Here is a 24,704-nt window from a genome sequence, read left to right on the forward strand (position 1 = left end):
AGCCGCCGATCAGGCGCGCGGGTCGGCGACGTCGCCGACCTCAGCCGTCTGCCGCCGAGCTCACCCGCCGGCGAACGGCGGCAGCACGTCGACCCTCGCGCCCAGCGGGCGGGCGTCGTCGTCGCTCGCGACGCCGTCGACCAGCAGCGAGCCGATGCGCAGGATGTGCGCCATCGGCTCGCCGTGCCGGGCGACGAGCGCGCGGCGCAGCTCGCCGACGGTGGCGACGTCGGCCACGACCTCCTCGCGGCAGCCCGCCGCCTCGGCCGCGGCGGCGAAGTGCCGCACGAGAACGCCGCGCTCAGCCACCGATCGCCCCCATGCTCGTGCGCGGCCGCGCGAAGTCGGCCCGCTCCATCCCGTGCCCGGCCGGCTTCGCCCACATGGCCGCGCGCCAGCGGTCGGCGATCTGCTCGTCGTCGGCGTCGCCCCGCAGCAGGGCGCGCAGGTCGACCTCGGCGTCGCTGAACAGACACGACCGCACGGCGCCCTCCGCCGTGATGCGGGTGCGGTCGCAGGCGGCGCAGAACGGCCGCGTGACCGAGGCGATGATGCCCACCGTCGCCGGCCGCCCGTCGATCTCGTGTCCGCTCACGGCCCACTCCTCGGCCGGGGCCGCGGGGTCGTGACGGCCGATCGGGGTGAGGTCGAAGCGGCGGCCGAGTTCGTCGAGCAGCGCCTGCGCGTCGACGAGCCGGTCGCGCTGCCAGGTCTGGTCGGCATCCAGCGGCATCTGCTCGATGAAGCGCAGCCGGCTGCCGGTGGCGAGCGACCACGCGAGCAGGTCGGCGGCGCCCTCGAGCGTCTCGGGCAGCAGCACGGCGTTGATCTTCACCGGCGTCAGTCCGGCGGCGTGGGCGGCGCGGATGCCGTCGAGAACGGCGGGCAGCCGATCGCGGCGGGTGAGGCGGGCGAAGTGGTCGCGGTCGATCGTGTCGAGCGAGATGTTGACGCGGGTGAGGCCGGCCGCGACGAGCGCGTCGATCCGCTTGTCGAGGCCGATGCCGTTGGTCGTGAGCGACAGCGAGGCCCCGCCGGCGACGGCGGCGCTGCGGGCCACGATCTCGGCGAGATCGGCTCGCAGCAGCGGCTCGCCGCCGGTGAACCGCACATCCTGCACGCCGAGGTCGCGCACGGCGATGCGCACGAGGCGCGCGATCTCGGCGGGGGAGAGCAGGCGGTCGCGGGCGATCGCGGGGAGGCCCTCGGCCGGCATGCAGTAGGTGCAGCGCAGAGAGCACTTCTCGGTGAGCGAGATCCGCAGGTCACGGGCCGTGCGGCCGTGTCGGTCGACCAGCGCGGGGCTCTCGGGGCGGTCGTCGACCGTCGCCGGGGCGCGACGGAGGCCCGGCATCCCGAGCGTCAGCGCGACCATGTGCCCACCGTAGGCGACCCACGAGCGAGCCGTTCGGCCGCTGTTCCGATCCTGAGGTTCCTGAGTCCCGGCTGTGCGCGATGTCACGAAAAGGTAACAGCGCCCACCCCTTTCGGGTCTGCGCCCGAACCCATGTCACCAACCGGGATCCGCCACCAAGGGATCGCGGGATTCACCGACCAAGGGATCGAATCATGTTCTCCAGCTCCAAGTCCTCCGTCCTCAAGGGCGGCCTCGGCATCGTCGCCGTCGGCGCTCTCGCGTTCTCGCTCTCCGCCTGCTCGATGAGCAGCGACAGCGGCTCCTCGTCGCCCAGCAAGGACACGACCAAGTCCGAGAGCGCGCCCGAGCCCGTCGTCTCGCTGCCCGACCTGTCGAAGGGTGTCGACACCCAGGTGACGGTCGACGCCGGCTTCGTCGACGCGCTCACCAGCCTCGGCCTGACCCCGGGCACCGTGGGCACCGCGACCTTCACCGATGGCGTCTTCGCCTTCCCGATCACGGGCGGCAACGTCGACTACTACGACCCGGCCAAGTCGTACCGCCCCTACGTGCAGGGTGAGATCGACCACGCCGGCTCGGGCATCAGCCTCACCGGCGGCGGCAAGGTCGTCGAGCTGACCGACTTCGTCATCGACCCGGGCACCTCCGAGCTCCACGGCAAGGTCACCGTCGACGGCACCGTCGCCGCGGAGGACGCGTTCCTCTTCGACCTCCACGGAGGCACCCTGAAGCCGCTGCAGATGGAGGGCACCAACGGTGTTCTCGAGGGCACCACGGTGCACATCTCGGCTGACGCCGCCAAGCTGCTGAACTCGACCTTCGGCACCGACGCGGTCAAGGCCCAGCTGCTCGTGGGCGTCGCGAAGATCACCGTCGCCACCGAGTAATCGGCACAGCCTGGTCGAGCTCGCCTCGGCCGGATCTCGGAAGAGCCCGTCGCATCCCGGTGCGGCGGGCTCTTCCGTGCGCCGGGGCGTTCACGTGCCCGCGCTTCTCGGCGCGATCGGCGGTCGGGAGCGCATCCCGGCGATCTCTAGGCTGGGGGAGTGACCGACCCGGCCGATTCCCCGACGCCCGACGCCCCGTGGATGCGCACCGCCCGCGCCGCCGGACTGCTCGGGCCCGACGGGGTCGCCCACCCCACGATCTTCGCCGAGATGTCGGCGCTGGCCGTCGAGCGCGGCGCCCTCAACCTGGGTCAGGGCTTCCCCGACGAGGACGGCCCGGCCGAGGTGCTCGAGACGGCCCGCCGCGCGATCAGCGACGGCGTCAACCAGTACCCGCCGGGGCGCGGGATCCCCGAGCTGCGGCAGGCGATCGCCGACCACCAGCGCCGCTTCCGCGGGCTCGACTGGGATGCGGATCGCGAGGTGCTCGTGACCGCGGGTGCGACCGAGGCGATCGCCGCGTCGCTGCTCGCCTTCGTCGGCGCGGGCGACGAGGTCGTCGTGATCGAGCCGTTCTACGACAGCTACGCCGCGCTCGTGGGTCTCGCCGGCGGACGCCTCGTGCCGGTGCCGGCGCGCGCCCCCGACTTCCTGCCCGACCCCGACGAGCTGCGCGCCGCGGTGACCGACCGCACGGCCGTCATCCTGATCAACTCGCCGCACAACCCGACCGGCGCGATGCTGCCCGACGAGACGCTGCGGCTCGTGGTCGAGCTGGCCGAGCGGCACGACGCGATCGTCGTGAGCGACGAGGTCTACGAGCACCTCACCTTCGAGCGGCCGCACCGCTCGATCGGCACGATCGAGGGCGCCCGCGGTCGCGCGATCACGGTGTCGAGCGCGGCGAAGACCTTCAACGTGACCGGCTGGAAGATCGGATGGATCACGGCGACACCCGAGCTGGTGGATGCGGTGCTCGCCGTCAAGCAGTTCCTCACGTACGTGAACGGGGCTCCGTTCCAGCCGGCCGTGGCGGTCGGGCTGGCGCTGCCGGAGGCGTACTTCACGGGCGCCGCCGAGAAGCTGCGCGCTCGTCGGGATCTGCTCACGGCATCCCTCGAGTCGGCCGGCTTCGCGGTCAACCGTCCGGGCGGCTCGTACTTCCTCATCGCCGACGGCGCCCCGCTCGGCCTGCACGACGGCGTCGCGACCGCACGGCGGCTGGTCGACGAGGTCGGCGTGGTGGGCATCCCGGTGTCGGCCTTCACGGTGCCCGAGCACGCGGAGCAGTTCCGCTCGCTGCTGCGCTTCACCTTCGCCAAGAGCGAGGCCACCACGACCGCGGCCGCGCGCCAGCTGGGCGGCTTCCGGGCCTGAGGCCCGGGCGCACCGCGCCGCACCCGCGAACGCCGAAGGGCGACCCGCGTGACGCGAGTCGCCCCTTCGTTCCGAACCGGCGCCCGACCGGCCGCAGCCGGTCAGCGCGGGATCATCCGAACTTGCCCGAGACGTAGTCCTCGGTGGCCTGCACGCTCGGGTTCGAGAACATCTTGAGGGTGTCGTCGTACTCGATGAGCTTGCCGGGCTTGCCGGTGCCGGCGATGTTGAAGAACGCGGTCTTGTCCGAGACGCGCGAGGCCTGCTGCATGTTGTGGGTCACGATCACGATCGTGTACTCCTGCTTGAGCTCCTCGATGAGGTCCTCGATCGCGAGGGTCGAGATCGGGTCGAGCGCCGAGCAGGGCTCGTCCATCAGCACGACGTCGGGCGACACCGCGATCGCGCGGGCGATGCAGAGACGCTGCTGCTGGCCGCCCGAGAGGCCCGAGCCGGGCTTGTCGAGGCGGTCCTTGACCTCGTTCCACAGGTTCGCGCCCTGCAGCGACTTCTCGACCAGGTCGTCGGAGTCGCTCTTCGAGATGCGGCGGTTGTTGAGGCGCACGCCGGCCAGCACGTTCTCGCGGATCGACATCGTCGGGAACGGGTTGGGGCGCTGGAACACCATGCCGACCTGGCGGCGCACGAGCACCGGGTCGACGCCGGGGCCGTAGAGGTTGTTGCCGTCGATCATGACGTCGCCCTCGACGCGGGCGCCGGGGATGACCTCGTGCATGCGGTTGAGCGTGCGCAGGAAGGTCGACTTGCCGCAGCCCGACGGGCCGATGAAGGCCGTGACGGTGCGGGGCTCGATCGTGAGCGACACGCCTTCGACGGCGAGGAACTTGGAGTAGTAGACGTTGAGGTCGTTGACCTCGATGCGCTTGGACACGGCTTTCCTTCGGGGTGCGGTGCGGGTCAGCGCCCGGTCTTGGGCGAGAAGAAGAACGAGACGAGGCGGGCGAGGATGTTGAGCACGGCGACGATGAGGATCAGCTCGAGCGCTCCGGCCCAGGCGCGGTTGATGAAGTCGCTGGCCTCGGGGCCCTGGTTCGCGTACTGGGTGTACACGAACACCGGCAGGGTCATCATCCGCTCGTCGAACAGGTCGTAGTTCATGGATGCAGTGAACCCGGCCGTGAGCAGCAGCGGCGCGGTCTCGCCGATGACGCGCGAGATCGACAACACGATGCCGGTGGTGATGCCCGCGACGGCGGTGGGCAGCACGACCTTGACGACCGTGAGCCACTTGGGAACGCCGAGCGCGTAGGACGCCTCGCGCAGCTCGTTCGGCACGAGCTTCAGGATCTCCTCGGCGCTGCGCACGACGATCGGGATCATCAGCACCGCCAGGGCGACCGAGCCCATGACACCGGCGCGGATGCCGGGGCCGGCGAACAGCGAGAACAGCGCGAAGGCGAAGAGTCCGGCGACGATCGACGGGATGCCCGTCATGACGTCGACCAGGAAGGTGATGCCCTTGGCGAGCCACCCGCGGCCGTACTCGACGAGGTAGATCGCGGTGAGCAGGCCGATCGGCACGCTGATCAGGGCGGCGAAGCCGGTGATCTCGAGGGTGCCGACGGTGGCGTGCAGCGCGCCGCCGCCCTCGTCGAGCACGTTGCGCATCGACGAGCTGAAGAAGGTCAGGTCGAAGCGGTGCACGCCGCCGGCGACGACCGTCCAGATCAACGAGATCAGCGGCAGCAGCGCGATGACGAACGCGGTGCAGACCAGCGAGGTGATGAGGCGATCGCGGGCGCGGCGCCCGCCCTCGACGACGAGCGACCAGACGAACAGGGCCACGTCGAAGAGCACGGTGCCGAAGAAGACGGTGCCGACGATGTCGAAGCCCTCGAGCGTTCCGGCGGCGGCGAGCATCCCGTAGACGGCGCCCATGACGATCCAGCTGCCGATGAGCAGGAAGATCGGCGAGAAGCGCGGCAGACGGCCCGCGGCGAGGGAGTTCGTCATCGGGCGGGCGGCGGGGGCCGCGGTGGTGGTCGACATCAGTTCGCTCCGGAGAAGGCCGCACGGCGGGCCACGATGGCCCGGGCGACGAAGTTGACGACGAAGGTGATGATGAACAGGATCAGGCCGGTCGCGATGAGGATGTTGACGCCCTTGCCGGTGGCCTCGGCGAACTGCAGCGCGATGTTCGCGGCGATCGTGTTCGGGTTCTGCGAGGTCAGCAGCTGCGGCGAGATGACGAGCGCGGGCGAGAGCACCATCGCGATCGCGAGCGTCTCGCCGAGCGCGCGGCCGAGGCCCAGCATGATCGCCGACACGATGCCCGAGCGCGCGAAGGGCAGCACGGCCATCCGGATCATCTCCGAGCGCGTGGCGCCGAGGGCCAGAGCGGCCTCCTCGTGCAGACGCGGCGCCTGCAGGAAGACCTCGCGGCAGACGGCGGTCATGATCGGCAGCACCATGACGGCCAGCACGATCGCGCCGGTGAGGATGGTCTTGCCCGAGCCGGAGACGATGCCGCTGAACAGCGGGATCCAGCCGAGGTTGTCGCCCAGCCACTGGTAGAAGGGCTGCACGAAGCGGGCGAGGGTGAGAACACCCCAGAGGCCGAAGACGACCGACGGCACGGCGGCCAGCAGGTCGATCACATAGCCGAGGCCCTGCGCGAGCTTGCGCGGGGCGTAGTGCGAGATGAAGAGCGCGATGCCGATGGCCATCGGCGTGGCCAGGACGAGCGCGAGGAACGCGGCCCAGACGGTTCCGAAGACGAGCGGGCCGACGTACGACCAGAAGTCCTCCGACGGGCCGGGCACCTCGTCGGCGTTCGCGGTGAAGGCCGGGCCCGACTGCACGATCAGGAAGATCGCGACGGCCGCCAGCACGACGAGGATGAGGCTGCCCGCGAAGACGGTGCTGCCCGAGAAGATCCGGTCGCCGATCCGGACGACCCGCTTGGCGGGCTCCGCGGCGGGGGCACGGTCCGGTGCGCTGGGCGGTGCCTCAGTCGGTGCGCTCATGCTCTCTTCCAGGGTCGGGGTGCCTGACGGCGGGGGTTCGGGTTCACGGGATTCGGCCCGGGCCGCGAGGGGCGACCCGGGCCGAATCCGTGGGATGGTGCTTGTCGTTACTTGATGCTCGCGATCGCGTCGGCGACCTTCTTGGCGAGGTCGCTCGAGAGCGGAGCCGAGCCGGCCTGCTCGGCGGCGGCCTTCTGGCCCTCCTCGCTGGCGACGTACGAGGCGTAGCCCTTGACGAGCTCGGCCTTGTCGGCGTCGGCGTACTCCTGGCACACGATCATGTACGAGACGAGCAGCAGCGGGTAGGCCTTCTCGCTCGTGTAGGTGCGGTCGATCGCGATCGCGAGGTCGTTGTCCTCACGGCCGTCGGCGATCGGCGAGTTGGCGACGACCTCGGAAGCCCCCTCGGCGGTGAGCTTCACGTAGTTGTCGCCGACCTTGAGCTGGGCGATGCTGAGGTCGCCGGCGCCCGACTCGTCGATGTAGGTGATCGAGTTCGCGGTCTGCGAGGTGGTGTCGGCCACGCCCGAGGTGCCCTTGGCGGCGTCGCCGATCGTGTAGGGGTAGGTCTGCGACGGGGCGGCGTCCCACACGTCCGCGGCGTTCGCGGCGAGGTACTCGGTGAAGTTCTGCGTGGTGCCCGAGTCGTCCGAGCGGTGCACGACGCGGATGTCGGCGTCGGGCAGGTCGGCGCCGTCGTTCTGCGACGCGATCGCGTCGTCGTTCCACTTGGTGATGGTGCCCTTGAAGATGCCGGCGATGGTCGCGGCGTCGAGCTTCAGGTCCTTGAGGCCGTCGACGTTGTACGCGATGGCGATCGGGGAGATGTACACCGGCAGGTCGATGCCCTTGGTGTCGGCGGCGCAGCCGGCGAAGGTCTGCGACAGCTCCTCGTCCTTCAGCGCGGCGTCCGAGCCGGCGAAGTCGGCGGCACCCGAGATGAAGCTGGTGCGGCCGGCGCCCGAGCCCTGCGGGTCGTAGTTGACGGTGGCGTCGGGGTTGGCGGTCTGGAAGCCGGTGCCCCAGGTGATCTCGGCCTGGCCCTGGGCCGACGAGCCGATGCCGTTGAGGGTGCCCGAGTAGGTCTTGGCGTCGCTCGACGAGTCGCCCGCGGGGGCCTCGTTGGCGGCGCACGAGCTGAGGGCGATGGCCCCCACGATGGCGATCGCGGCGACGCCGCCGATGCGCGAGATGTTCACAGTGGTCCCTTCGGGAATGCGATCTGCAGGTACGGATCGGGAGTCCTTGGTGCGGTCTCGTTCTCGATCCGAGATGAAGCTAGGCGGGTCGGTGAACCACGATCCGCGGCACGGGTGAACGGAAGGTGAACAACGCCATAACGCCCGTGTCGGGCGGATGCGGTGGTCGGGCATCCATTCGACACGGGCGTTACCAGGAGGTGGGATCAGGCGGCGGGCCCGTGCACCTCGACGGCGATGACGCCGGTCTGAGCGGGGTCGAGCGGCAGGTGCACGACCGCGTACTCGGCCGTGCCGAGACCGGATGCGCGGCGCAGCTCGTCCGGGCGCTCGGCACCCGCGCGCCGCGCGATCTCGGCGAGGATCTCGGGCAGCACGGGCCCGTGGCTGCAGAGCACCGCGGTCTTGCGCTTCTCGAGACGCTTCCGCACGACCGCGCCGACGTCGTCCTGCCCGGCGCCGTAGGCGTCCTGGCTGATCTCGTCGGTCTGGGTGACGGCGCGCCCCGTCACCCGGGCGGTCGGCTCGATCGTGGCCACGCAGCGCACGGCGGTCGAGGTGATGAGCTTGCGCGGGCGGTAGGCGGCGATGCCGTGGGCGACGCTGGCGGCCTGCACGGCGCCGCGCTCCTGCAGCGGGCGCGTCGCATCCGGCCCGCCCCACTCGTGCGGGTTGACGGCCTTGCCGTGACGCAGCGCGATGACGGCGTAGCTGCGCGCGCGACCGCGCTTCCAGAGCTCGGCGAAGCGGTCGACGAGCTCGACGTCGTGCGGGTAGTCGAGCACCGTGCGCGCCTTCTCGATCGTGACCCAGTCGAGCTCGGCGATCTCGTCGTTCGCCTGGAACGTGGATGCGGCGACGGCGTCGTCGCCCACCTCGGCCAGCCAGTAGTGCACGACCTTCGGCCGGCCGTTCGGCAGCGGGTACTCGACCACGCCGATGGGCGCTCCGAGCCCGACCAGCAGGCCGGTCTCCTCGGCGATCTCGCGCACGGCCGTCTCGGGCAGCGTCTCGCCCGGGTCGAGCTTGCCCTTCGGCAGCGAGACGTCCTTGTGCTGGGTGCGGTGCACCACGAGCACGCGGGGCTCGCCGTCCTTCTCCCGCCAGACGACCGCACCGGCCGCGAGCACGGGCGCCGGAGCGGCGCTCACCGGGTGCTGCGCTTCCGCGCCGCGATCTCGGTCATCAGCTGCGACTGCAGGTCGACGAGCGGCTCGCCGGCGGCGTCGCGGCTGTGCCGCTCCCACTCGCCCTCGGCGCCGAGCCACCAGGTGCTGGTCGCGTCGCTCATGGCGTCGTCGAAGAGCCGCTCGAGCTCGTCGATGTGAGCCGGCGAGGTGAGGCGCACGAGCGCCTCGACGCGGCGGTCGAGGTTGCGGTGCATCATGTCGGCGCTGCCGATGAAGACCTGGCGGTCGCCGTCGTTCTCGAAGCTGAAGATGCGCGAGTGCTCGAGGTAGCGGCCGAGGATCGAGCGCACGCGGATGTTCTCGCTGAGGCCGGGCACGCCGGGCTTCAGCGAGCAGATGCCGCGCACGTACACATCCACGCTCACGCCGGCCTGGCTGGCGCGGTAGAGGGCGTCGATGATCGCCTCGTCGACCATCGAGTTGACCTTGATGCGGATGCCGGCGGGCTTGCCCGCGCGGGCGTTCTCGGCTTCGGCGTCGATGCGCTTGATGAGTCCCTTGCGCAGGTGCAGCGGCGCGACGAGCAGACGGCGGAACTTCTTCTCGATCGCATAGCCCGAGAGCTCGTTGAACAGGCGCGTGAGGTCCTTGCCGACCGTGTCGTCGGCGGTCAGCAGGCCGAGGTCCTCGTAGATGCGGCTCGTCTTGGGGTTGTAGTTGCCGGTGCCGATGTGGCTGTAGTGGCGCAGTCCGCCGCGCTCCTGACGCACGACGAGGGCGAGCTTGCAGTGCGTCTTGAGCCCGACGAGGCCGTAGACCACGTGCACGCCGGCCTTCTCGAGCTTGCGGGCCCAGCTGATGTTGGCCTGCTCGTCGAAGCGCGCCTTGATCTCGACCAGCGCGAGCACGGCCTTGCCGGCCTCGGCGGCGTCGATCAGCGCCTCGACGATCGGGCTGTCGCCGCTCGTGCGGTAGAGCGTCTGCTTGATGGCGAGCACGTTCGGGTCGGCGGCGGCCTGCTCGAGGAAGGCCTGCACGCTCGTCGAGAACGACTCGTAGGGGTGGTGCAGCAGGATGTCGCCGCGCCGCATCGAGGCGAAGATGTCGGGCTTGTCGGTCGGGTCGCTGGGCAGCAGCGCGGCGGCCGTCGTCGGCACCTGCTTCGGGTACTTCAGCTCGGGCCGCGCGATGCGCTGCAGCTCGAACAGCCCGCCGAGGTCGAGCGGCGCGGGGAGGCGGTAGACCTCCTCCTCGGTGATGTCGAGCTCCTGCATCAGCAGGCTCAGCGTCACGTCGTCCATGTCGTCGCTGATCTCGAGGCGGATCGGCGGGCCGAAGCGGCGGCGCAGCAGCTCCTTCTCGAGCGCCTGGATGATCGACTCGGTCTCGTCCTCCTCGATCTGCACGTCCTCGTTGCGCGTGACGCGGAACTCATGGTGCTCGAGGATCTCCATGCCCGGGAACAGGTGGTCGAGGTGGTTGGAGATGAGGTCTTCGAGGGGGATGTAGCGCAGGCGGCCGCTCTCGTCATCCGGCAGCTGCACGAAGCGCGGCAGGTTCGCGGGCACCTTGAGTCGCGCGAACTCGATGCGCGAGGTCTTGGGGTTGCGCACGCGGATCGACAGGTTGAGCGAGAGCCCCGAGATGTAGGGGAAGGGGTGCGCGGGGTCGACCGCGAGCGGCATGAGCACCGGGAAGATCTGGCTCGTGAACAGCTCGTCGACGCGGGCGCGGTCGGCCTCGTCGAGGTCGCTCCAGTGCTCGACGTGGATGCCGGCGTCGTCGAGGGCGGGCTTGACCGAGTCGCGGAAGACGCAGGCGTGCCGCTCCTGCAGCTCGTGCGCGAGGCGGCCGATGTCGGCCAGCACGTCGACGGGGGAGCGGCCCACGTTGGTCGGCACCGCGAGGCCGGTCGCGATGCGGCGCTTCAGGCCGGCGACGCGCACCATGAAGAACTCGTCGAGGTTCGAGGCGAAGATCGCCAGGAAGTTCGCCCGCTCGAGCAGCGGCAGCGTCTCGTCTTCGGCCAGCTCGAGCACGCGCTGGTTGAAGGCGAGCCAGCTCAGCTCGCGGTCGAGGAACCGGTCGCCGGGGAGCGTGCCGTCGTCCTCGATCTCGGGCTCGGGCTCGTAGTCGTCGAGGAGATCCGCCGCGACCGTGGCGTCGCCGAGGGGGCTGTCGCTGTCCATGGCCCAATCCTGCCACCGGCGCGCGTTAACGGGAGGTGAACCGGTGAGCCGCGCATCAAGGCGGGTGGATGCGCGCCGCGCGCCGCGGCGGGTGCGGGCCCCGCCGGTCGGGTGCGGCCCTACTCGACCGAGGCGGTCGCCGGCTCGGGCCGCTCGTCGTCCTCGTAGACGTTGAAGCGGTAGCCGACGTTGCGCACGGTGCCGATGAGCGAGTCGAGGTCGCCGAGCTTGGCGCGCAGGCGCCGCACGTGCACGTCGACCGTGCGCGTTCCGCCGAAGTAGTCGTAGCCCCACACCTCGCTGAGCAGCTGCTCGCGGGTGAAGACCCGCGAGGGGTGCGTGGCGAAGAACCGCAGCAGCTCGAACTCCTTGAAGGTGAGGTCGAGCGGGCGGCCGTGCACCTTCGCCGAGTAGCTGGCCTCGTCGATCACGACGCCCGAGGCCTGGATCTTCGAGCCCGTCTTCTCCTGCGCGGCCCGGCCGATCGCGAGGCGGATGCGCGCATCCACCTCGGCGGGGCCGGCGCTCTCGAGCACGACGTCGTCGACGCCCCAGTCGGCCGAGACGGCCGTGAGCCCGCCCTCGGTGAGGATCAGGATGAGCGGCGCGCCCGCTCCGGTGGTGCTGAGGATCTTGCATAGCGACTTGGCGCCGGCGAGGTCGTGGCGGGCGTCGACGAACACGATCTCGGCGTTCGGCGCGGCCACGAGGGCGGCGGGCTCGGCCGGGATGCGGCGCACGCGGTGACTGAGCAGTCCGAGCGCGGGCAGGACGTCGGCGTCGACCGTCGAGGTCAGGATCAACAGCTGCGCCACGCGTCCTCCGGGTTCCGCCAGGGTCCCGATTCTATTGCCCCCTACGATGGCTCCATGTCCCGCGTCCTCGGCAGCGCCCTCCCGGTCTGGGTCGTCGCGCTGATCGCGGGCCTCGGAGTCGCCCTGATCGCGGGCGATCGCTGGCTCACCTGGATCCCCGTCGTGGCGGCGATCAGCATCCTCGTCGCCTTCGCGATCCAGCTCGGCGTCGGCCGCCGCGAGGGTCTCGTGACCCGGCTCGGCGTGAGCGTCGTCGGCTCGCTCATCATCCTGGTGGCGATCACGGGCGTGCTCGCCGTGGTGCACCCGGTCTCGCTGGCCGTCACCGTCTAGACTGACGGCATGCTGGCACTCGAACTCTTCTACATCGGGCTCCTGGCGCTCGCGACGCTCGGCATCGGCTTCGTCTCGGTCACGGTTCTCTACAACCTGTTCCGCGGCCAGCGCTGAGCGTGTTCGACCTCGACGCCGGCGTTCCCGCCGAGCTCGGCCCGCTCTCGTGGCTGCTCGGCGTCTGGGAGGGCACGGGGGTCATCGCCTACAAGGTGGGCGACGAGATCCGCGAGCACGAGTTCGGGCAGCGCATCGCGTTCACGCACGACGGCCTCCCGGTTCTGAACTACTCCTGCTACGTCTGGCTTCCGGGCGAGAACGAGGATGACGCGCCGCAGCCGCTCTACACCGAGACCGGCTACTGGCGCCTCGCCCGGCCCCGCGTCGACGGCGACGTCGGCCCGGCGATGCTGCCGGGTGTCGGCGAGCGGCCGTTCACGACGGCGGAGTCGGTCGAGTCGCTGCGCAACGAGCAGGGCTCGTTCGACATCGAGGTGTCGCTCGTGCAGCCCGGCGGCGTGAGCGAGGTCTACATCGGCGCGATCGCCGGCCCGCGCATCGACCTGGCGACGGATGCGGTCATGCGCACCGCGGGCGCCAAGGAGTACGCGGCGGCGACCCGCCTCTACGGTCTGGTCGACAGCCACCTGCTCTGGGCCTGGGACATCGCGGCGCTCGGCCAGGACCTGCGCACGCACGCGTCGGGGCGGCTGTCTCGTGTCGACTGAGGACCCCGTGTCGACCGGCGACGCGGTCTCGCCCGCATCCACCTCGCCCTTCGCAGCCCGCCCGGGCGCGGTCGGCGCCCCTCCGCAGCACTACGGCAACCCGATCGCCGAGCAGCGCCCCTTGCGCGCCGGCACGGCGATCGTGGACCTCTCCGACCGTGCCGTGATCACGATCACCGGCCCCGATCGGCTGTCGTGGCTCGACTCGCTCACCTCGCAGAGCCTGAAGGGCCTGCCGGCGGGGGAGTCGAGCGAGACCCTGCTGCTCGACCCGAGCGGCCGCATCGAGCACGCCGCGCGCGTCGTCGACGACGGCGAGACCACCTGGCTGCTGCTCGACACGCCCGAGTCAGGGGCGGCGCTCGCCGCCTTCCTCGACCGGATGCGGTTCATGCTGCGCGTCGAGGTCGTCGATCGCTCGGCCGACTTCGCGACGGTCGGCGGCTTCGGCGCCGACCCGCTGCGCGGCCTCGTCGCGCCGGTCGCCGTGTGGCGTGACCCCTGGGCCGAGGTGACCCGCGGCGGCCACCAGTACGCGCAGGGCGCGCATCCCGCCGAGGGCTGGGACTACAGCGAGTCGCTCATCGCCCGTGCCGACCTCGCGGCGCTCGCCGAGCTGCCCGCCGCCGGAACGCTCGCGCTCGAGGCGCTGCGCATCGAAGTCTGGCGCCCGCGCGCGGCGACCGAGCTCGACGCCACGACCCTGCCGCACGAGCTCGACTGGCTGCGCAGCGCCGTGCACCTGACCAAGGGCTGCTACCGCGGCCAGGAGACCGTGGCCAAGGTGCACAACCTCGGACACCCGCCGCGTCGCCTTGCGCTGCTGCACCTCGACGGCTCCGAGAACCGCGTCGTCGCCGCCGGCGACGAGGTGCGCGCCGGCTCCGGCGACGAGGCGAAGGTGCTCGGCCGGGTGACCGCGGTCGCGCAGCACCACGAGCTCGGGCCGATCGCGCTCGCCGTGCTGCGGCGTGCGGCCCCGCAGGGCGACCTCGTGGTCGTCTCCGCCGACGGCGAGGTCGCCGCCGCGCAGGAGGTCATCGTGCCGACCGACGCCGGCGCCGTCGCCGACGTGCCCCGCCTGCCGCGCCTCGGCGCGGTGCGCCGCTAGCCGCCGGCCGCGGCCGCCGAGCGGAGAGCGGGATGGCACGCGACGACCGCACCGGCCGGGCCGCGAGCACGGCCGCGGCGATCGAGCGTCGTCTGCGCCGCCGGCTCGACCTGCTCGCCGCCGGCCGCCGCGTCGCCGACTCGGCCCCCGCCATCCTGCAGATCGTGGTCGCGGTCACGGCCGCCTACGCGATCGCGCACTACCTGCTCGGCCATGTGACCCCGCTGCTGTCGGTCACCTTCACGCTCAGCGCGCTCGGTCTGGCCCGGGATGCGCGGCCCCGCCTGCTGGTCGAGACCATCGTCGGCATGCTCATCGGCATCGCCCTCGCCGACCTGCTCGTCGTCGTCGCGGGCCGCGGGTTGTTGCAGCTCGTCGTCGTGCTGCTCGTCACGCTCGTGGTGGCGCGCGCCGCCTCCCCGTCTCCGGGCTTCGCGATCGCCGCCGCCATCCAGTCGGCGCTCGTGATGCTGCTGCCCGACCCGGTCGGCGGGCCGTTCACCCGCACCCTGGATGCGCTGATCGGCGCGGTGCTCGCCGTGCTGGTCACGGCGCTCGTGCCGCGCGATCCGCGGGGTTCCGCCCGCCGCGACGGTCGCGCGCTGTTCTCGGTGCTGACCGAGTCGACCGGATCGGTCACGTCCGCGCTGGCCGACGGCGACCCGGGTGCCGCGGGTCTGGCCCTCACCCGGCTGCGACGCACCCAGTCGATGGTGGATGCCTGGACCACTTCGCTCGACAGCGCCGTCTCGGTCGCGCGCATCGCCCCGCTGCTGCGCCGGCACCTGCCCGAGCTGCGGCTGCAGCAGCGCGCGCTGCGCACGGGCGACCTCGCGGCACGGCACCTGCGGGTCATCGCCCGCCGCGCCGAGTTCCTCAGCGCCGACCGCCAGCCGCGCCCGCGCCTCGCCGAGCTGATCGGCCGGGTCGGCACGGCGATCGACCTGGTCGGGCGCGGCGTCGACGACCCCGAGCTGACCGGAGCGGCGCGCACGCTGCTCACCGAGCTCGCGGGCGAGCTCGGCCCGCACGCGGTCGACGACGCCGTCTCGGGCGACGGCGCCTCGGCCGCGGAGGTGACGATCGTGATGCTGCTGCGTCCGCTCGTGGTCGATCTGCTCGGCGCGACGGGCCTGCCCGCCGACGAGGCCCGCGCGCTGCTGCCTGCGGCCTGAGCCGCATCCACGCCCCGGGGCGCGGCCCGCTCTTAGAAGCGCAGCGCGGCGGGGGAGTCGAGCTCGATCCAGCGGTCGTCGGGGGCGAGCGTCGCGCGCGGCATCCGATCGGCGGCGGGCAGCGGCCCGAGCCCGAGCGCCGTCAGGTGCGCGACGTCGTCGATCGGCACCTGGAAGGTGCGGAAGGCGCCGAGCTCCGGGTCGCCCGGCGCGACCGTCGGCTCGTCGCGCCGATCCCCGCAGTACTTCTCGACGAGCGCGGTCTGATCGAGCACGTACCCGGTCGCCCGCAGCTCGCCGTCGACGGCCCAGGCCGCGACCTTCCAGAACCGCTGCGGGATGCGCGTGCCCCGATAGAGCGGATCGTCCGACGCGAACACGGGCCCGGTGAGCACGGCGAGCCGGGCGTCGCTGCCCTCGGCCGCCTCGAGCACGTAGTCCTCGAGCCCCAGCCAGAGCTCCGGCTTCTGGTTGAAGGTCGACGCCTGCGGCGCCGCGTTCGTGTAGGCGAAGGTGTCGAGGTTCGCCTGCGCTGCCGTCTCGGCGTCGCCCCACACCGGGTCGCGGCGGCGCACCAGATGACCGCGGTCGAGGTCGTTGCGGGCGTAGACGGCAGGCCCGGTCTGCTGCGACTCGGGCAGCCGCGCATCCAGATGCCAGTCGTCGCCGCGCCCCAGGTCGATGAGGCGCGCGCCGTCGATGTTCACGGCCGTGAACGCCGCGAGCTTGCGGTGCGGGTCGAAGCCGATCGAGAAGTGCGTCGAGTCGAGGTCGACGAGCTCGCGCCCCTCGGCCGGCACGGGCAGGGGGACGGTGGTGCCGAGGAATTCCGCGTCGTATCCGCTCACCCCACCACCGTCTCAGGAGGGTGCGACAGCCGAGAAGTCCACGGTGAGTTCTCCCAGCCTCCAGCGGGTGCGGCCGTCGCGCACGGGCCACCCGGCGGCACGTATCCCCTCGACCGCCGAGATCCAGCGCTGGCTCGGGCCGTACGTCGACAGGGGCGCGGCGCGCGCCCACTCGCGGTCGAGGTCGACGAGCAGGGCGTGGATGCGCTCGCCCGGCACGTTGCGATGGATCAGCGCCTTGGGCAGCCGCTCCGCCACGATCGACGGCGCCTCGAGCTCGGCCAGCCGCAGCGAGATCGTGAGCGTGCGCGCGCCCTCCGGTCCGAGCGCGATCCAGCTGCAGACCCGGCCGATCTCGTCGCAGGTGCCCTCGACCAGCAGGCCGTCGGGCTGCAGGCGGCCGAGCATCCGCTGCCACGCCGCCGCGACCTCGCCCTCGTCGTACTGCCGCAGCACGTTGAAGGCCCGGATGATCGCGGCGGGCCGCCCGTCGGGCGTCGGCGTCTCGAAGCCGCCGAGACGGAAGCTCACGCCCGGCCGGGCGCGCGCGCTCGCGATCCGCACGCGCTCGGGATCGATCTCGACGCCGACCACCTCGACCCCGGGACGCACGCGGGCGAGCCGCGCGTGCAGCTCGAGCGGCGTCGTGGCCGAGGCCCCGTAGCCGAGGTCGACGACGAGCGGGTCGTCGGCGCGGCGCAGCACGGGCTGCGCGGCGATCCAGCGGTCGATGCGGCGCAGGCGGTTCGTGTTGGTCGTGCCGCGGGTGATGCGCCCCTCGACCCGCGTGCCCCGAACCACGGCACGAGCGTACCGGCGGGGGACCGGCGCGCTCGGCCGGCCCGAGCTGCCCGGCCCGAGCACCCGGGCTCCGACGTCACCCGCGCTCGCTAGGCTGAGCACCATGACCAGCACGCTCATCCTGCTCCGCCACGGCAACTCCGACTGGAACCAGAAGAACCTCTTCACCGGCTGGGTGGACGTCCGCCTCAGCGAGCAGGGCGTGGGCGAGGCGAAGCGCGCCGGCGAGCTGCTCGCCGAGTCGGGCCTGAAGCCCGAGATCCTCTACACGAGCGTGCTGACCCGCGCGATCCAGACGGCGAACCTCGCCCTCGAGGTCGCCGACCGCCTGTGGATCCCGGTCAAGCGCAGCTGGCGCCTCAACGAGCGCCACTACGGCGCGCTGCAGGGTCTCGACAAGGCCGAGACGCTCGAGAAGTACGGCCCCGAGCAGTTCCAGACCTGGCGCCGCAGCTTCGACACCCCGCCGCCCGTGCTGGCCGACGACGCCGAGTGGTCGCAGGTGGGCGACGAGCGCTACGCCGACCTGCCCGACGCTGAGCTGCCCCGCACCGAGAGCCTCAAGCTCGTGATCGACCGGATGCTGCCCTACTGGGAGTCGGACATCACGAAGGACCTCGCGGCCGGCCGCACCGTGCTCGTCACGGCCCACGGCAACAGCCTGCGCGCGCTCGTGAAGCACCTCGACGGCGTGAGCGACGCCGAGATCTCGGAGCTCAACATCCCGACCGGCATCCCGCTGGTCTACGAGCTCGACGACGACTTCCGCCCGACCGGCCCCGCGCGCTACCTCGACCCCGAGGCCGCCGCCGCCGGAGCCGCCGCGGTCGCCGCGCAGGGCAAGAAGTAAGCGCGACGGCGGGGCCGACCGCGCCGTGCGCTTCCTGATCGCCGCGTTCCTGGAGGACGCCGCCCTCGACACCGAGTTCGCGCCGGGCACGCTGCCGCTGCACGTGACCCTGCTGAGTCCGGCCGAGACCGACGCCGATCAGGGTCAGCTCGAGGCGGCGATCGAGTCGGCGCTGGCCGCCTTCGGTCCGATCGAGACCGAGGCCGGCGACGACGAGCTGTTCGGCGGGGCGGACTCGATCGAGGTCACCCTGCTCGACGACGACGAGGGCGAGTTGGATGCGGTGCATCGCGCCCTGATCCAGCAGCTGCGTCCGCTCGGGGTGCGCCTGCTCGACCCGCAGCACGCCGGCGCCGGCTACCGACCGCACGTCTCCGTGACCGACGACGGCGACCGCGTCGACCGGGGCGAGCGGGTCGAGCTGGATGCGGTGGCCCTGCTCGAGCGCGACGCCCACGCCGAGGGCGGACCGGTGTGGCGCCTCGTGGCGCAGTTCCCGCTGATCTGACGGGCGCGCCGCGCTCGACTAGATCGCGGGCTGGGAGTGCAGCTCGCTCTGGAAGCTCTGCCCGTCGAGCTCGACGTAGACGCGCGACTCGATCAGCGACACGGTCAGCTCGCTGCGGCGGCCGAGCGCTCCCGCCACCTGGTCGATGAAGCCGTCGTCGAAGCTGCGCAGCTCGATCTCGTCGCCGCGGTGGATCTTCTTGCCGGTCCAGAGCGCGGCGATCTTGACCGGATCGCGGTGGGTGTAGACGACGGTGCGGTCGGCGAGCTTGCTGCCGTAGTGCAGCCGCTCCGCATCCGGCGCGCCGATCTCGATCCAGCCGGTGATCGACCCGGTGGCGTCGCGCACGAGCACGGCCGGCTCGTTCTTCGTGGTCGAGATGCCCTCGCTGAAGGCGATCCCCTCGACGTATTCGAGCGCATAGGCCAGCACCCGCGTCACGAGGAACTGCTCGGTCTCGGACGGGTGGCGCGCGGCCCGCAGGCTGACCGACTCGTAGACGCCGCGGTCGACGTCGGAGATGGTCAGGTCGAAGGTGTGGATCGTCGCGCCGGCAGCCATGGGATCGAGCCTAGGTGGGCCGACGACGCCGGCCGGCTCAGACGCCGTCGACCGGTTCAGAGGAAGTGCTGGCCCAGCTCGAGCACGAGCGCCTCGAACTCGACGGGCCCGCTCGTGTCGACCCGCACCACGGGCCCGAGCGCGAGCGGCGCGAAGCCCTCGAAGGCCGCATCCCACTCGCGGTGGATGCCAGCCCGCGACGTCGCCCGCTCGGCGAAGCGAGCGCGCGCCACGTCGACCGGCACGTCGCACCAGAGCTCGACCATGCGCGGCGAGCCGGCGACCTCGAGGCCGCGCCGGGCGGACTCGAGGTCGCGGGTGCGGTCGAGCACCGCATCCACGATCACGCCGCCGTCGGTCTCGGCCGCGAGACGCCAGAGCGTGTCCATCGCGATGCTGCCGAGGCGCGCGGAGTCGCCGTCGGGCAGCAGCGCGCCGAAGGTCTCCTTCAGCGCGTCCTTCGCGAGCACCGGCGCCCCGAGGATGCCGCCCAGCTGGCGAGCGAGCGAGCTCTTGCCGGCGCCGGGCAGGCCGTTGACGAGGATCGCGACGGAGGCCATCCCCTCAGCCTAGAGAGCGTCGAGAGAGCGTCGAGCGAGCGAGGAGGGCGCGATCAGTCCTCGACCGGGGTCCAGTCGCCGGTCGCCAGGTACTGCACCTTCTTGGCGATCGAGACGGCGTGGTCGGCGAAGCGCTCGTGGTAGCGCGAGGCCAGGGTCGCGTCGACCGTGTCGGAGGCGGCGCCGTTCCAGGTCTCGGCGAGCACCTGGTCGAACACGCTGAGGTGCAGCTCGTCGACCTTGTCGTCTTCGTTGCGGATGTGCTCGGCGATGTCGACGTCCTGCGTCTCGAGCAGCTCGGTGAGCTTGCGCGCGATCTGCACGTCGAGCTCGCCCATGCTCTTGAAGGTGGGGCGGAGGCTCTTCGGCACGACCTTCTCGGGGAAGCGGTAGCGCGACAGCTGCGCGATGTGGCGGGCGATGTCGCCCATGCGCTCGAGCGAGGCGCTGATGCGCAGGGCGCTCACGACGATGCGCAGGTCGCGCGCGACCGGGTTCTGGCGGGCCAGGATCTCGATCGCGAGCTCGTCGAGCTCGTTCGCGGCGGCGTCGATCTTGTCGTCGTCGGCGATGACCGATTCCGCGAGCGCCACGTTGGACTCGTTGAACGCGGTCGTCGCGTTGTCGATCGCGTCGGCCACCAGGCCGGCGATCTCCACCAGTCGGTCCTGCACGTCGCGCAGCTCCTGCTGGAAAACCTCACGCATCTGCTGCGTCCTCTCGTCGTGTCGGCAGAGTCGTCCCCGCCGCGATGACACCGTCGCGCCGTCAGGTTAACGGGCGGTGACGATCCCCTGAACTTCGCGGTGAACGTGCCTGGAACGACGGCCTTGGGTGCGGCGGCGTTCCACAGCGACCCTAATCTAGGCACATGGACACGGCCCTGCTCGTGCCCGCCGCACTGGTGTTCGGCGTGCTGCTCGGCGTCGGCGCGACGACCCTCTTCGTGGTCGCCCACCGCCGTGGCCAGCGTGCCGTCGAGGTGGTCACCCCTCGGGTGCCCGACGGCGTGGATGCGCTCATCGACTCCCTCGAGTCGGTCGGCATCGTGCTCGACGCGAGCAACAACGTGCTCTCGGCGTCGCCCCGGGCGATCGCCGCGAACCTGATCTTCAACGACCACCTCGTGAACCCCGAGCTGGTCGACCTGGTGGATGCGGTGCGCCGCACCGGCGAGCCCGCGTCGGAGGAGCTGCACCTCACCCGCAGCCGCCTCGGCGAGCAATCGCTGTTCCTGCTGGTGCGGGTGTCGCGGCTCGGCTCGCGCTACATCCTGCTGGTCGGCGACGACCGCACCGAGGCGCACCGCCTCGAGGAGGTGCGCCGCGACTTCCTCGCCAACGTCAGCCACGAGCTCAAGACGCCGATCGGCGCCGTGGGGCTGCTCTCCGAGGCGCTGGAGTCGGCCGCCGACGAGCCGGAGGAGGTGCGGCGCTTCGCGTCGCGTCTGACCCGCGAAGCCGACCGCCTGGCGCGCATCACGGCCGAGATCATCCAGCTCAGCCGGCTGCAGTCGGGCGACGCCCTCGAGAAGGCCGAGCCGGTCGAGATCGACAATCTGGTGCGCCAGTCGATCGATCACCACCGCGTGCAGGCCGAGGCCAAGGACATCGAGCTCGTCGTCGGCAAGCGCCGCCGGGTCAGCGTGATCGGCGACCCGACCATGCTCGCGACCGCGCTCAACAACCTCGTCGCGAACGCCATCCAGTACTCGCCCGAGCACTCGCGTGTCGGGCTCGGCGTCTCGGTCGACGAGGGGGTCGTCGAGATCGCCGTCACCGACCAGGGCGTCGGCATCCCCGCCGCCGATCGCGACCGCGTCTTCGAGCGCTTCTACCGAGTGGATGCGGCCCGCGCTCGCAACACCGGCGGCACGGGCCTCGGCCTCTCCATCGTCAAGCACGTCGCCCAGAACCACGGCGGCGATGTGCGCCTCTGGTCGCAGCCGGGAAGCGGCTCGACTTTCACCATCCGCCTGCCCGAGGCCTCCGACGCCTCGGCTGTCACCACGGGAGCCACCGGATGACCCGCATCCTGATCGTCGAAGACGAGGAGTCGCTCAGCGAGCCCCTCGACTACCTGCTGCGCCGCGAGGGCTACGAGACGGCCGTCGCGGCCGACGGCCGCTCGGCGCTGCAGCTGTTCGAGCGCGGGGGAGCCGACCTCGTGCTGCTCGACCTGATGCTGCCGGGGCTCCCCGGCACCGAGGTGTGCCGCGAGATCCGCCAGACCTCGAACGTGCCGATCATCATGCTGACGGCCAAGGACTCCGAGGTCGACATCGTGGTGGGGCTCGAGCTGGGCGCCGACGACTACGTCACGAAGCCCTACTCGACGCGCGAGCTGCTGGCCCGCATCCGCGCCGTGCTGCGCCGCCGGGTCGAGGCGCTCGACGTCGACGACGCCGTGCTCGAGTCGGGCCCCGTGCGCATGGATGTGGAGCGTCACGTCGTGACGGTCGACGGCAAGGAGGTCGCGATGCCGCTGAAGGAGTTCGAGCTGCTCGAGCTGCTGATGCGCAACGCCGGCCGCGTGCTGACCCGGGGGCAGCTGATCGACCGCGTCTGGGGCGCCGACTACTACGGCGACACCAAGACCCTCGACGTGCACGTCAAGCGCATTCGCTCGAAGATCGAGCAGGACCCCTCGCAGCCGACGTTGCTGGTGACCGTGCGCGGTCTCGGTTACCGCTTCGAGGCCTGAGGCGCGGCCTTCCCGAGAACGACCGAGGGGCGAGCATCCAACCGGATGCTCGCCCCTCGTGTGTCGGTGGCGCGGCGGTCTCCTCGACCGTGTGCGCGGAGGTCAGCCCTCGGTCGTGCCGTCCGATGCGGCGTCGCTGGGCGTGCCGCTCGGGTCGGTCGAGGCGCCCTCGCTGGGCGTGCCGCTCGGGCTCGGCGAGACGGAGGGGCTCGGCGGGGCCGTCGGACCGTGCTTCTCGTACTCCGACCAGGTCGTGTCGAGCACCGGCACGCCGAGCTGCACGCCCTCCTGGCTGCCGTAGACGAAGTAGATCTTGGCCAGCGAGCCGGCCTTCGGGTCGAAGTCTTCGAGCAGCTTCTGGCCGCGCTTGCCGTAGCCGACCGTGGTCGCGCCCGGCGAGAGCGAGAGGCGGGTGTTCTCCTTCTGCCCGCCGGCCTCGTACTGCACGCGCAGCGAGATCGTGCGCGCCGAGTTGTTGACGGCCGTGAGCACGAGGTTCGCGTCCCCGTCGTCGTTCACGATCGCCACGGCGTTGCGCAGCTCGACCTGGCCGACCGTGCCGCTGACGCCGTCAGACGGGTCGTAGTGGTTGGTGGTCGCCTGCGGCGTGACGAAGTTGCAGCCGGCGAGGCCGACGGCGACGCCTCCGAGAAGGGCGATGGATGCCAGCGCGCGTGCTCTCAACAGAACTCTCCAGATATCGCTCGACGGGGCGATCCACAGCATATCGGGGCGCTCGCGGGCGCCGAGGTTAGGCACCCCTAACTGAGGGGTCGCTGTGTTAGAATACTTAGTCTGCGGAAGGAATAACTCCATGCTCTTCGAGGTCGGCGAGACTGTCGTTTACCCCCACCACGGCGCTGCAACCATCACCGAAGTGAAGACCAGGAAGGTCCGTGGCGAAGACAAGCTCTACCTGAAGCTCAACGTCACGCAGGGCGACCTCACGATCGAGGTCCCGGCCGAGAACGTCGACCTGGTCGGCGTTCGCGACGTGATCGGCAAGGAAGGCCTCGACAAGGTCTTCGAGGTGCTGCGCGCTCCCTTCACCGAGGAGCCCACCAACTGGAGCCGTCGCTACAAGGCCAACCTCGAGAAGCTCGCCTCGGGCGACGTGATCAAGGTCTCCGAGGTCGTGCGCGACCTGTGGCGTCGCGACCAGGACCGCGGCCTCTCGGCCGGGGAGAAGCGCATGCTCGCCAAGGCCCGTCAGATCCTCGTCTCCGAGCTCGCGCTCGCCGAGAAGACCGACGAGGAGAAGGCCTCCACGGTGCTCGACGAGGTGCTCGCCTCCTGAGCGATCAGCCCCGCCTCGCCGTCATCGTCGTCGCCGCCGGATCGGGTACCCGACTCGGGCACAGCGAGCCGAAGGCCTTCGTCGAGCTGCGCGGGGTGACCATCCTCGAGCGCTGCCTCGACAACGTCTTCGACTCGTCGACGCCCGTCCAGGTGGTCGTGGTTGCGCCGGTCGCCAAGCTCGCCTCGGCGCGCTCGATCGCGACCCGCTCGGCCGGCCCGGCCGCGGCATCCGTCTCGGTCGTCGCCGGTGGCGACACGCGTCAGGCCTCGGTCTCCGCCGGGCTCGCGGCGCTCGCGGACTCGGTCGAGACCGTGCTCGTGCACGACGCCGCCCGCGCGCTGACCCCGGCGTCGCTCCTCGATCGCGTCGTGCGTCAGGTCGAGTCGACCGGATCGGGCGTGATCCCGGCGCTGCCGGTCACCGACACGGTCAAGCGCATCCGCGAGGGCGTGGTCGCCGAAACCGTCGACCGCAGCGACCTCGTGCACGTGCAGACGCCGCAGGGCTTCCCGCGGGCGGCTCTCGACGGGGCCTATGCCGTGGCGACCGCCGAGCACACCGACGACGCCGCGCTGTTCTCGGCCGCGGGCGGCGAGGTCGTGACGGTCGAGGGCGACGCCCGCGCGTTCAAGATCACGACCCCGTGGGATCTGCGCCGCGCCGAGAACGTGCTCGGCGTGAGCCGCGGCATCCGCACCGGCATCGGCCTCGACGTGCACGCCTACGACGAGGAGTCGCCGATGTGGTTCGGCGGGCTCTACTGGCCCGACGAGCCGGGCCTGGCCGGCCACAGCGACGGCGACGCCGCCCTGCACGCCGTCTGCGACGCGCTGCTCTCGGCGGCCGGGCTCGGCGACCTCGGTACCCGCTTCGGCTCGGCCGACGAGCGGTTCCGGGATGCGCGCAGCGACGTGTTCGTGCGCGAGACCCTGGCGCTCGTGACCGGCGCCGGTTTCACCGTGATCAACGTCGCGCTGCAGATCACCGCCAACCGCCCGCGCATCGGCGCCCGTCGGGGCGAGCTCGAGCGTCGTCTCGGCGAGCTCGTCGGCGCCCCGGTCAGCGTCTCGGCGACCACGGCCGACGGGCTCGGCATGACCGGGCGCGGCGAGGGCGTGGCGTGCATCGCGACCGCGCTGCTCAGCAGCTGAGGCCGCGCATCCACCTCGCCCGCGTCGTCCTGCGCGCGGCCTCGTCAACGGCCCGCGGCCCCGCCGTCGCGATCGACGTCACGCGCCCGGGCGTCCGGCACCCCGCCGGTAGA

The 24,704-nt window shown here is 71.6% G+C and carries 27 protein-coding genes; 12 read left to right on the forward strand and 15 right to left on the reverse strand.

The features are described 5' to 3' along the window. Positions 1 to 60: 60 nt before the first annotated feature. Both FJ658_RS06065 and moaA read right to left on the reverse strand, forming a co-directional pair. Positions 61 to 309, reverse strand: a complete 249-nt coding sequence (locus tag FJ658_RS06065; RefSeq protein ID WP_141144480.1) for a MoaD/ThiS family protein — start codon at positions 307 to 309, stop codon at positions 61 to 63. Next, positions 302 to 1,375, reverse strand: coding sequence for a GTP 3',8-cyclase MoaA (moaA, locus tag FJ658_RS06070; protein ID WP_141144481.1), 1,074 nt, complete (start codon positions 1,373 to 1,375; stop codon positions 302 to 304). Before moaA ends, FJ658_RS06065 begins: the two co-directional genes overlap by 8 nt. 194 nt (positions 1,376 to 1,569) lie before the next feature. Here moaA and FJ658_RS06075 point away from each other — a divergent pair, with 194 nt between their 5' ends. Both FJ658_RS06075 and FJ658_RS06080 read left to right on the forward strand, forming a co-directional pair. Further along, positions 1,570 to 2,265, forward strand: coding sequence for a hypothetical protein (locus FJ658_RS06075; RefSeq protein ID WP_181408344.1), 696 nt, complete (start codon positions 1,570 to 1,572; stop codon positions 2,263 to 2,265). Between the two features lie 201 nt (positions 2,266 to 2,466). Further along, a complete protein-coding gene (locus FJ658_RS06080) occupies positions 2,467 to 3,642 on the forward strand; it encodes an aminotransferase class I/II-fold pyridoxal phosphate-dependent enzyme (RefSeq protein WP_141144860.1) in 1,176 nt (391 codons plus the stop codon). Between the two features lie 112 nt (positions 3,643 to 3,754). Here the strand turns inward: FJ658_RS06080 and pstB are convergent, their stop codons facing one another. The 7 genes from pstB to FJ658_RS06115 form a co-directional block, all read right to left on the reverse strand. Then, a complete protein-coding gene (gene pstB / locus FJ658_RS06085; RefSeq protein WP_141144482.1) occupies positions 3,755 to 4,534 on the reverse strand; it encodes a phosphate ABC transporter ATP-binding protein PstB in 780 nt (259 codons plus the stop codon). Positions 4,535 to 4,560: 26 nt separating this feature from the next. Continuing rightward, positions 4,561 to 5,652, reverse strand: a complete 1,092-nt coding sequence (gene pstA / locus FJ658_RS06090; RefSeq protein WP_141144483.1) for a phosphate ABC transporter permease PstA — start codon at positions 5,650 to 5,652, stop codon at positions 4,561 to 4,563. Beyond that, on the reverse strand, positions 5,652 to 6,629 hold the full coding sequence (gene pstC / locus FJ658_RS06095) for a phosphate ABC transporter permease subunit PstC (protein ID WP_141144484.1): 978 nt from the start codon (positions 6,627 to 6,629) through the stop codon (positions 5,652 to 5,654). Before pstC ends, pstA begins: the two co-directional genes overlap by 1 nt. Positions 6,630 to 6,736: 107 nt before the next feature. Beyond that, entirely contained in the window at positions 6,737 to 7,828 is a 1,092-nt protein-coding gene (gene pstS, locus FJ658_RS06100) for a phosphate ABC transporter substrate-binding protein PstS (RefSeq protein WP_255447596.1), read from the reverse strand. A gap of 206 nt (positions 7,829 to 8,034) precedes the next feature. Continuing rightward, on the reverse strand, positions 8,035 to 8,979 hold the full coding sequence (locus FJ658_RS06105) for an NUDIX domain-containing protein (protein ID WP_141144486.1): 945 nt from the start codon (positions 8,977 to 8,979) through the stop codon (positions 8,035 to 8,037). Next, positions 8,976 to 11,147, reverse strand: a complete 2,172-nt coding sequence (locus FJ658_RS06110; protein ID WP_141144487.1) for an RNA degradosome polyphosphate kinase — start codon at positions 11,145 to 11,147, stop codon at positions 8,976 to 8,978. The genes FJ658_RS06105 and FJ658_RS06110 overlap by 4 nt, the downstream gene beginning before the upstream one ends. A gap of 119 nt (positions 11,148 to 11,266) precedes the next feature. Further along, positions 11,267 to 11,962, reverse strand: coding sequence for a response regulator transcription factor (locus FJ658_RS06115; protein WP_141144488.1), 696 nt, complete (start codon positions 11,960 to 11,962; stop codon positions 11,267 to 11,269). Positions 11,963 to 12,016: 54 nt separating this feature from the next. Here FJ658_RS06115 and FJ658_RS06120 point away from each other — a divergent pair, with 54 nt between their 5' ends. From FJ658_RS06120 to FJ658_RS06135, 4 genes are all read left to right on the forward strand, one after another. After that, positions 12,017 to 12,295 (forward strand): hypothetical protein, encoded by a 279-nt coding sequence (locus FJ658_RS06120; protein WP_141144489.1) that lies wholly within the window; start codon positions 12,017 to 12,019, stop codon positions 12,293 to 12,295. 119 nt (positions 12,296 to 12,414) lie between these two features. After that, positions 12,415 to 13,023 carry an FABP family protein gene (locus tag FJ658_RS06125; RefSeq protein WP_141144490.1) on the forward strand — a complete coding sequence of 203 codons (609 nt, stop codon included), beginning with the start codon at positions 12,415 to 12,417 and terminating at the stop codon, positions 13,021 to 13,023. Further along, positions 13,013 to 14,134, forward strand: a complete 1,122-nt coding sequence (locus FJ658_RS06130; RefSeq protein WP_255447597.1) for a folate-binding protein YgfZ — start codon at positions 13,013 to 13,015, stop codon at positions 14,132 to 14,134. Before FJ658_RS06125 ends, FJ658_RS06130 begins: the two co-directional genes overlap by 11 nt. A gap of 32 nt (positions 14,135 to 14,166) precedes the next feature. Continuing rightward, positions 14,167 to 15,309, forward strand: a complete 1,143-nt coding sequence (locus FJ658_RS06135; protein ID WP_141144491.1) for an aromatic acid exporter family protein — start codon at positions 14,167 to 14,169, stop codon at positions 15,307 to 15,309. 32 nt (positions 15,310 to 15,341) lie between these two features. Here the strand turns inward: FJ658_RS06135 and FJ658_RS06140 are convergent, their stop codons facing one another. Further along, positions 15,342 to 16,157: a DNA/RNA non-specific endonuclease gene (locus tag FJ658_RS06140; protein WP_141144492.1), complete on the reverse strand. Its 816-nt coding sequence runs from the start codon at positions 16,155 to 16,157 to the stop codon at positions 15,342 to 15,344. Between the two features lie 12 nt (positions 16,158 to 16,169). After that, positions 16,170 to 16,958, reverse strand: a complete 789-nt coding sequence (locus FJ658_RS06145) for a class I SAM-dependent methyltransferase (RefSeq protein WP_141144493.1) — start codon at positions 16,956 to 16,958, stop codon at positions 16,170 to 16,172. Positions 16,959 to 17,061: 103 nt separating this feature from the next. Between FJ658_RS06145 and FJ658_RS06150 the strand changes: the two genes are divergently transcribed. Together FJ658_RS06150 and FJ658_RS06155 are read left to right on the forward strand one after the other, a co-directional pair. Beyond that, positions 17,062 to 17,808: a phosphoglyceromutase gene (locus FJ658_RS06150; protein WP_141144494.1), complete on the forward strand. Its 747-nt coding sequence runs from the start codon at positions 17,062 to 17,064 to the stop codon at positions 17,806 to 17,808. 25 nt (positions 17,809 to 17,833) lie between these two features. Next, entirely contained in the window at positions 17,834 to 18,316 is a 483-nt protein-coding gene (locus FJ658_RS06155; protein WP_141144495.1) for a 2'-5' RNA ligase family protein, read from the forward strand. An 18-nt stretch (positions 18,317 to 18,334) separates the two neighbouring features. On the opposite strand, the gene FJ658_RS06160 is transcribed toward FJ658_RS06155, so the two are convergent. Genes FJ658_RS06160 through phoU form a run of 3 tightly spaced genes read right to left on the reverse strand, consistent with a single transcriptional unit; the run spans position 18,335 to position 20,144 of the window. Further along, positions 18,335 to 18,877, reverse strand: a complete 543-nt coding sequence (locus tag FJ658_RS06160) for a YaeQ family protein (protein ID WP_141144496.1) — start codon at positions 18,875 to 18,877, stop codon at positions 18,335 to 18,337. A 56-nt stretch (positions 18,878 to 18,933) separates the two neighbouring features. Next, entirely contained in the window at positions 18,934 to 19,437 is a 504-nt protein-coding gene (locus tag FJ658_RS06165) for an AAA family ATPase (RefSeq protein ID WP_141144497.1), read from the reverse strand. 53 nt (positions 19,438 to 19,490) lie between these two features. Beyond that, positions 19,491 to 20,144, reverse strand: a complete 654-nt coding sequence (gene phoU / locus FJ658_RS06170) for a phosphate signaling complex protein PhoU (protein WP_141144498.1) — start codon at positions 20,142 to 20,144, stop codon at positions 19,491 to 19,493. A gap of 164 nt (positions 20,145 to 20,308) precedes the next feature. Here phoU and FJ658_RS06175 point away from each other — a divergent pair, with 164 nt between their 5' ends. Both FJ658_RS06175 and FJ658_RS06180 read left to right on the forward strand, forming a co-directional pair. Continuing rightward, complete coding sequence (locus tag FJ658_RS06175; protein ID WP_141144499.1) at positions 20,309 to 21,463, forward strand: cell wall metabolism sensor histidine kinase WalK; 1,155 nt, start codon at positions 20,309 to 20,311, stop codon at positions 21,461 to 21,463. After that, positions 21,460 to 22,140, forward strand: coding sequence for a response regulator transcription factor (locus tag FJ658_RS06180; protein ID WP_141144500.1), 681 nt, complete (start codon positions 21,460 to 21,462; stop codon positions 22,138 to 22,140). The genes FJ658_RS06175 and FJ658_RS06180 overlap by 4 nt, the downstream gene beginning before the upstream one ends. A gap of 102 nt (positions 22,141 to 22,242) precedes the next feature. Here FJ658_RS06180 and FJ658_RS06185 read toward each other — a convergent pair whose 3' ends face one another. Continuing rightward, positions 22,243 to 22,824: a hypothetical protein gene (locus FJ658_RS06185; protein WP_181408345.1), complete on the reverse strand. Its 582-nt coding sequence runs from the start codon at positions 22,822 to 22,824 to the stop codon at positions 22,243 to 22,245. Positions 22,825 to 22,954: 130 nt separating this feature from the next. On the opposite strand from FJ658_RS06185, the gene FJ658_RS06190 reads away from it, so the two are divergent. Further along, positions 22,955 to 23,437 (forward strand): CarD family transcriptional regulator, encoded by a 483-nt coding sequence (locus tag FJ658_RS06190; protein ID WP_141144501.1) that lies wholly within the window; start codon positions 22,955 to 22,957, stop codon positions 23,435 to 23,437. Then, the gene (gene ispD / locus FJ658_RS06195) at positions 23,434 to 24,591 is read left to right on the forward strand and encodes a 2-C-methyl-D-erythritol 4-phosphate cytidylyltransferase (protein WP_141144862.1); all 1,158 of its coding nucleotides are present in this window, start codon (positions 23,434 to 23,436) and stop codon (positions 24,589 to 24,591) included. The genes FJ658_RS06190 and ispD overlap by 4 nt, the downstream gene beginning before the upstream one ends. The last annotated feature ends 113 nt before the right edge of the window (positions 24,592 to 24,704 follow it).

The sequence above is a fragment of the Schumannella sp. 10F1B-5-1 genome, assembly GCF_006517535.1.
Lineage (GTDB): Bacteria > Actinomycetota > Actinomycetes > Actinomycetales > Microbacteriaceae > Schumannella.

Coding starts and splice junctions, on each gene's coding strand:
- moaA (WP_141144481.1), bottom strand. CDS start 1,375: ATGGTCGCGCTGACGCTCGGGATGCCGGGCCTCCGTCGCGCCCCGGCG.
- FJ658_RS06075 (WP_181408344.1), top strand. CDS start 1,570: ATGTTCTCCAGCTCCAAGTCCTCCGTCCTCAAGGGCGGCCTCGGCATC.
- FJ658_RS06080 (WP_141144860.1), top strand. CDS start 2,467: ATGCGCACCGCCCGCGCCGCCGGACTGCTCGGGCCCGACGGGGTCGCC.
- pstA (WP_141144483.1), bottom strand. CDS start 5,652: ATGTCGACCACCACCGCGGCCCCCGCCGCCCGCCCGATGACGAACTCC.
- pstC (WP_141144484.1), bottom strand. CDS start 6,629: ATGAGCGCACCGACTGAGGCACCGCCCAGCGCACCGGACCGTGCCCCC.
- FJ658_RS06110 (WP_141144487.1), bottom strand. CDS start 11,147: ATGGACAGCGACAGCCCCCTCGGCGACGCCACGGTCGCGGCGGATCTC.
- FJ658_RS06120 (WP_141144489.1), top strand. CDS start 12,017: ATGTCCCGCGTCCTCGGCAGCGCCCTCCCGGTCTGGGTCGTCGCGCTG.
- FJ658_RS06135 (WP_141144491.1), top strand. CDS start 14,167: ATGGCACGCGACGACCGCACCGGCCGGGCCGCGAGCACGGCCGCGGCG.
- FJ658_RS06150 (WP_141144494.1), top strand. CDS start 17,062: ATGACCAGCACGCTCATCCTGCTCCGCCACGGCAACTCCGACTGGAAC.
- FJ658_RS06160 (WP_141144496.1), bottom strand. CDS start 18,877: ATGGCTGCCGGCGCGACGATCCACACCTTCGACCTGACCATCTCCGAC.
- FJ658_RS06165 (WP_141144497.1), bottom strand. CDS start 19,437: ATGGCCTCCGTCGCGATCCTCGTCAACGGCCTGCCCGGCGCCGGCAAG.
- phoU (WP_141144498.1), bottom strand. CDS start 20,144: ATGCGTGAGGTTTTCCAGCAGGAGCTGCGCGACGTGCAGGACCGACTG.
- FJ658_RS06175 (WP_141144499.1), top strand. CDS start 20,309: ATGGACACGGCCCTGCTCGTGCCCGCCGCACTGGTGTTCGGCGTGCTG.
- FJ658_RS06180 (WP_141144500.1), top strand. CDS start 21,460: ATGACCCGCATCCTGATCGTCGAAGACGAGGAGTCGCTCAGCGAGCCC.
- FJ658_RS06190 (WP_141144501.1), top strand. CDS start 22,955: ATGCTCTTCGAGGTCGGCGAGACTGTCGTTTACCCCCACCACGGCGCT.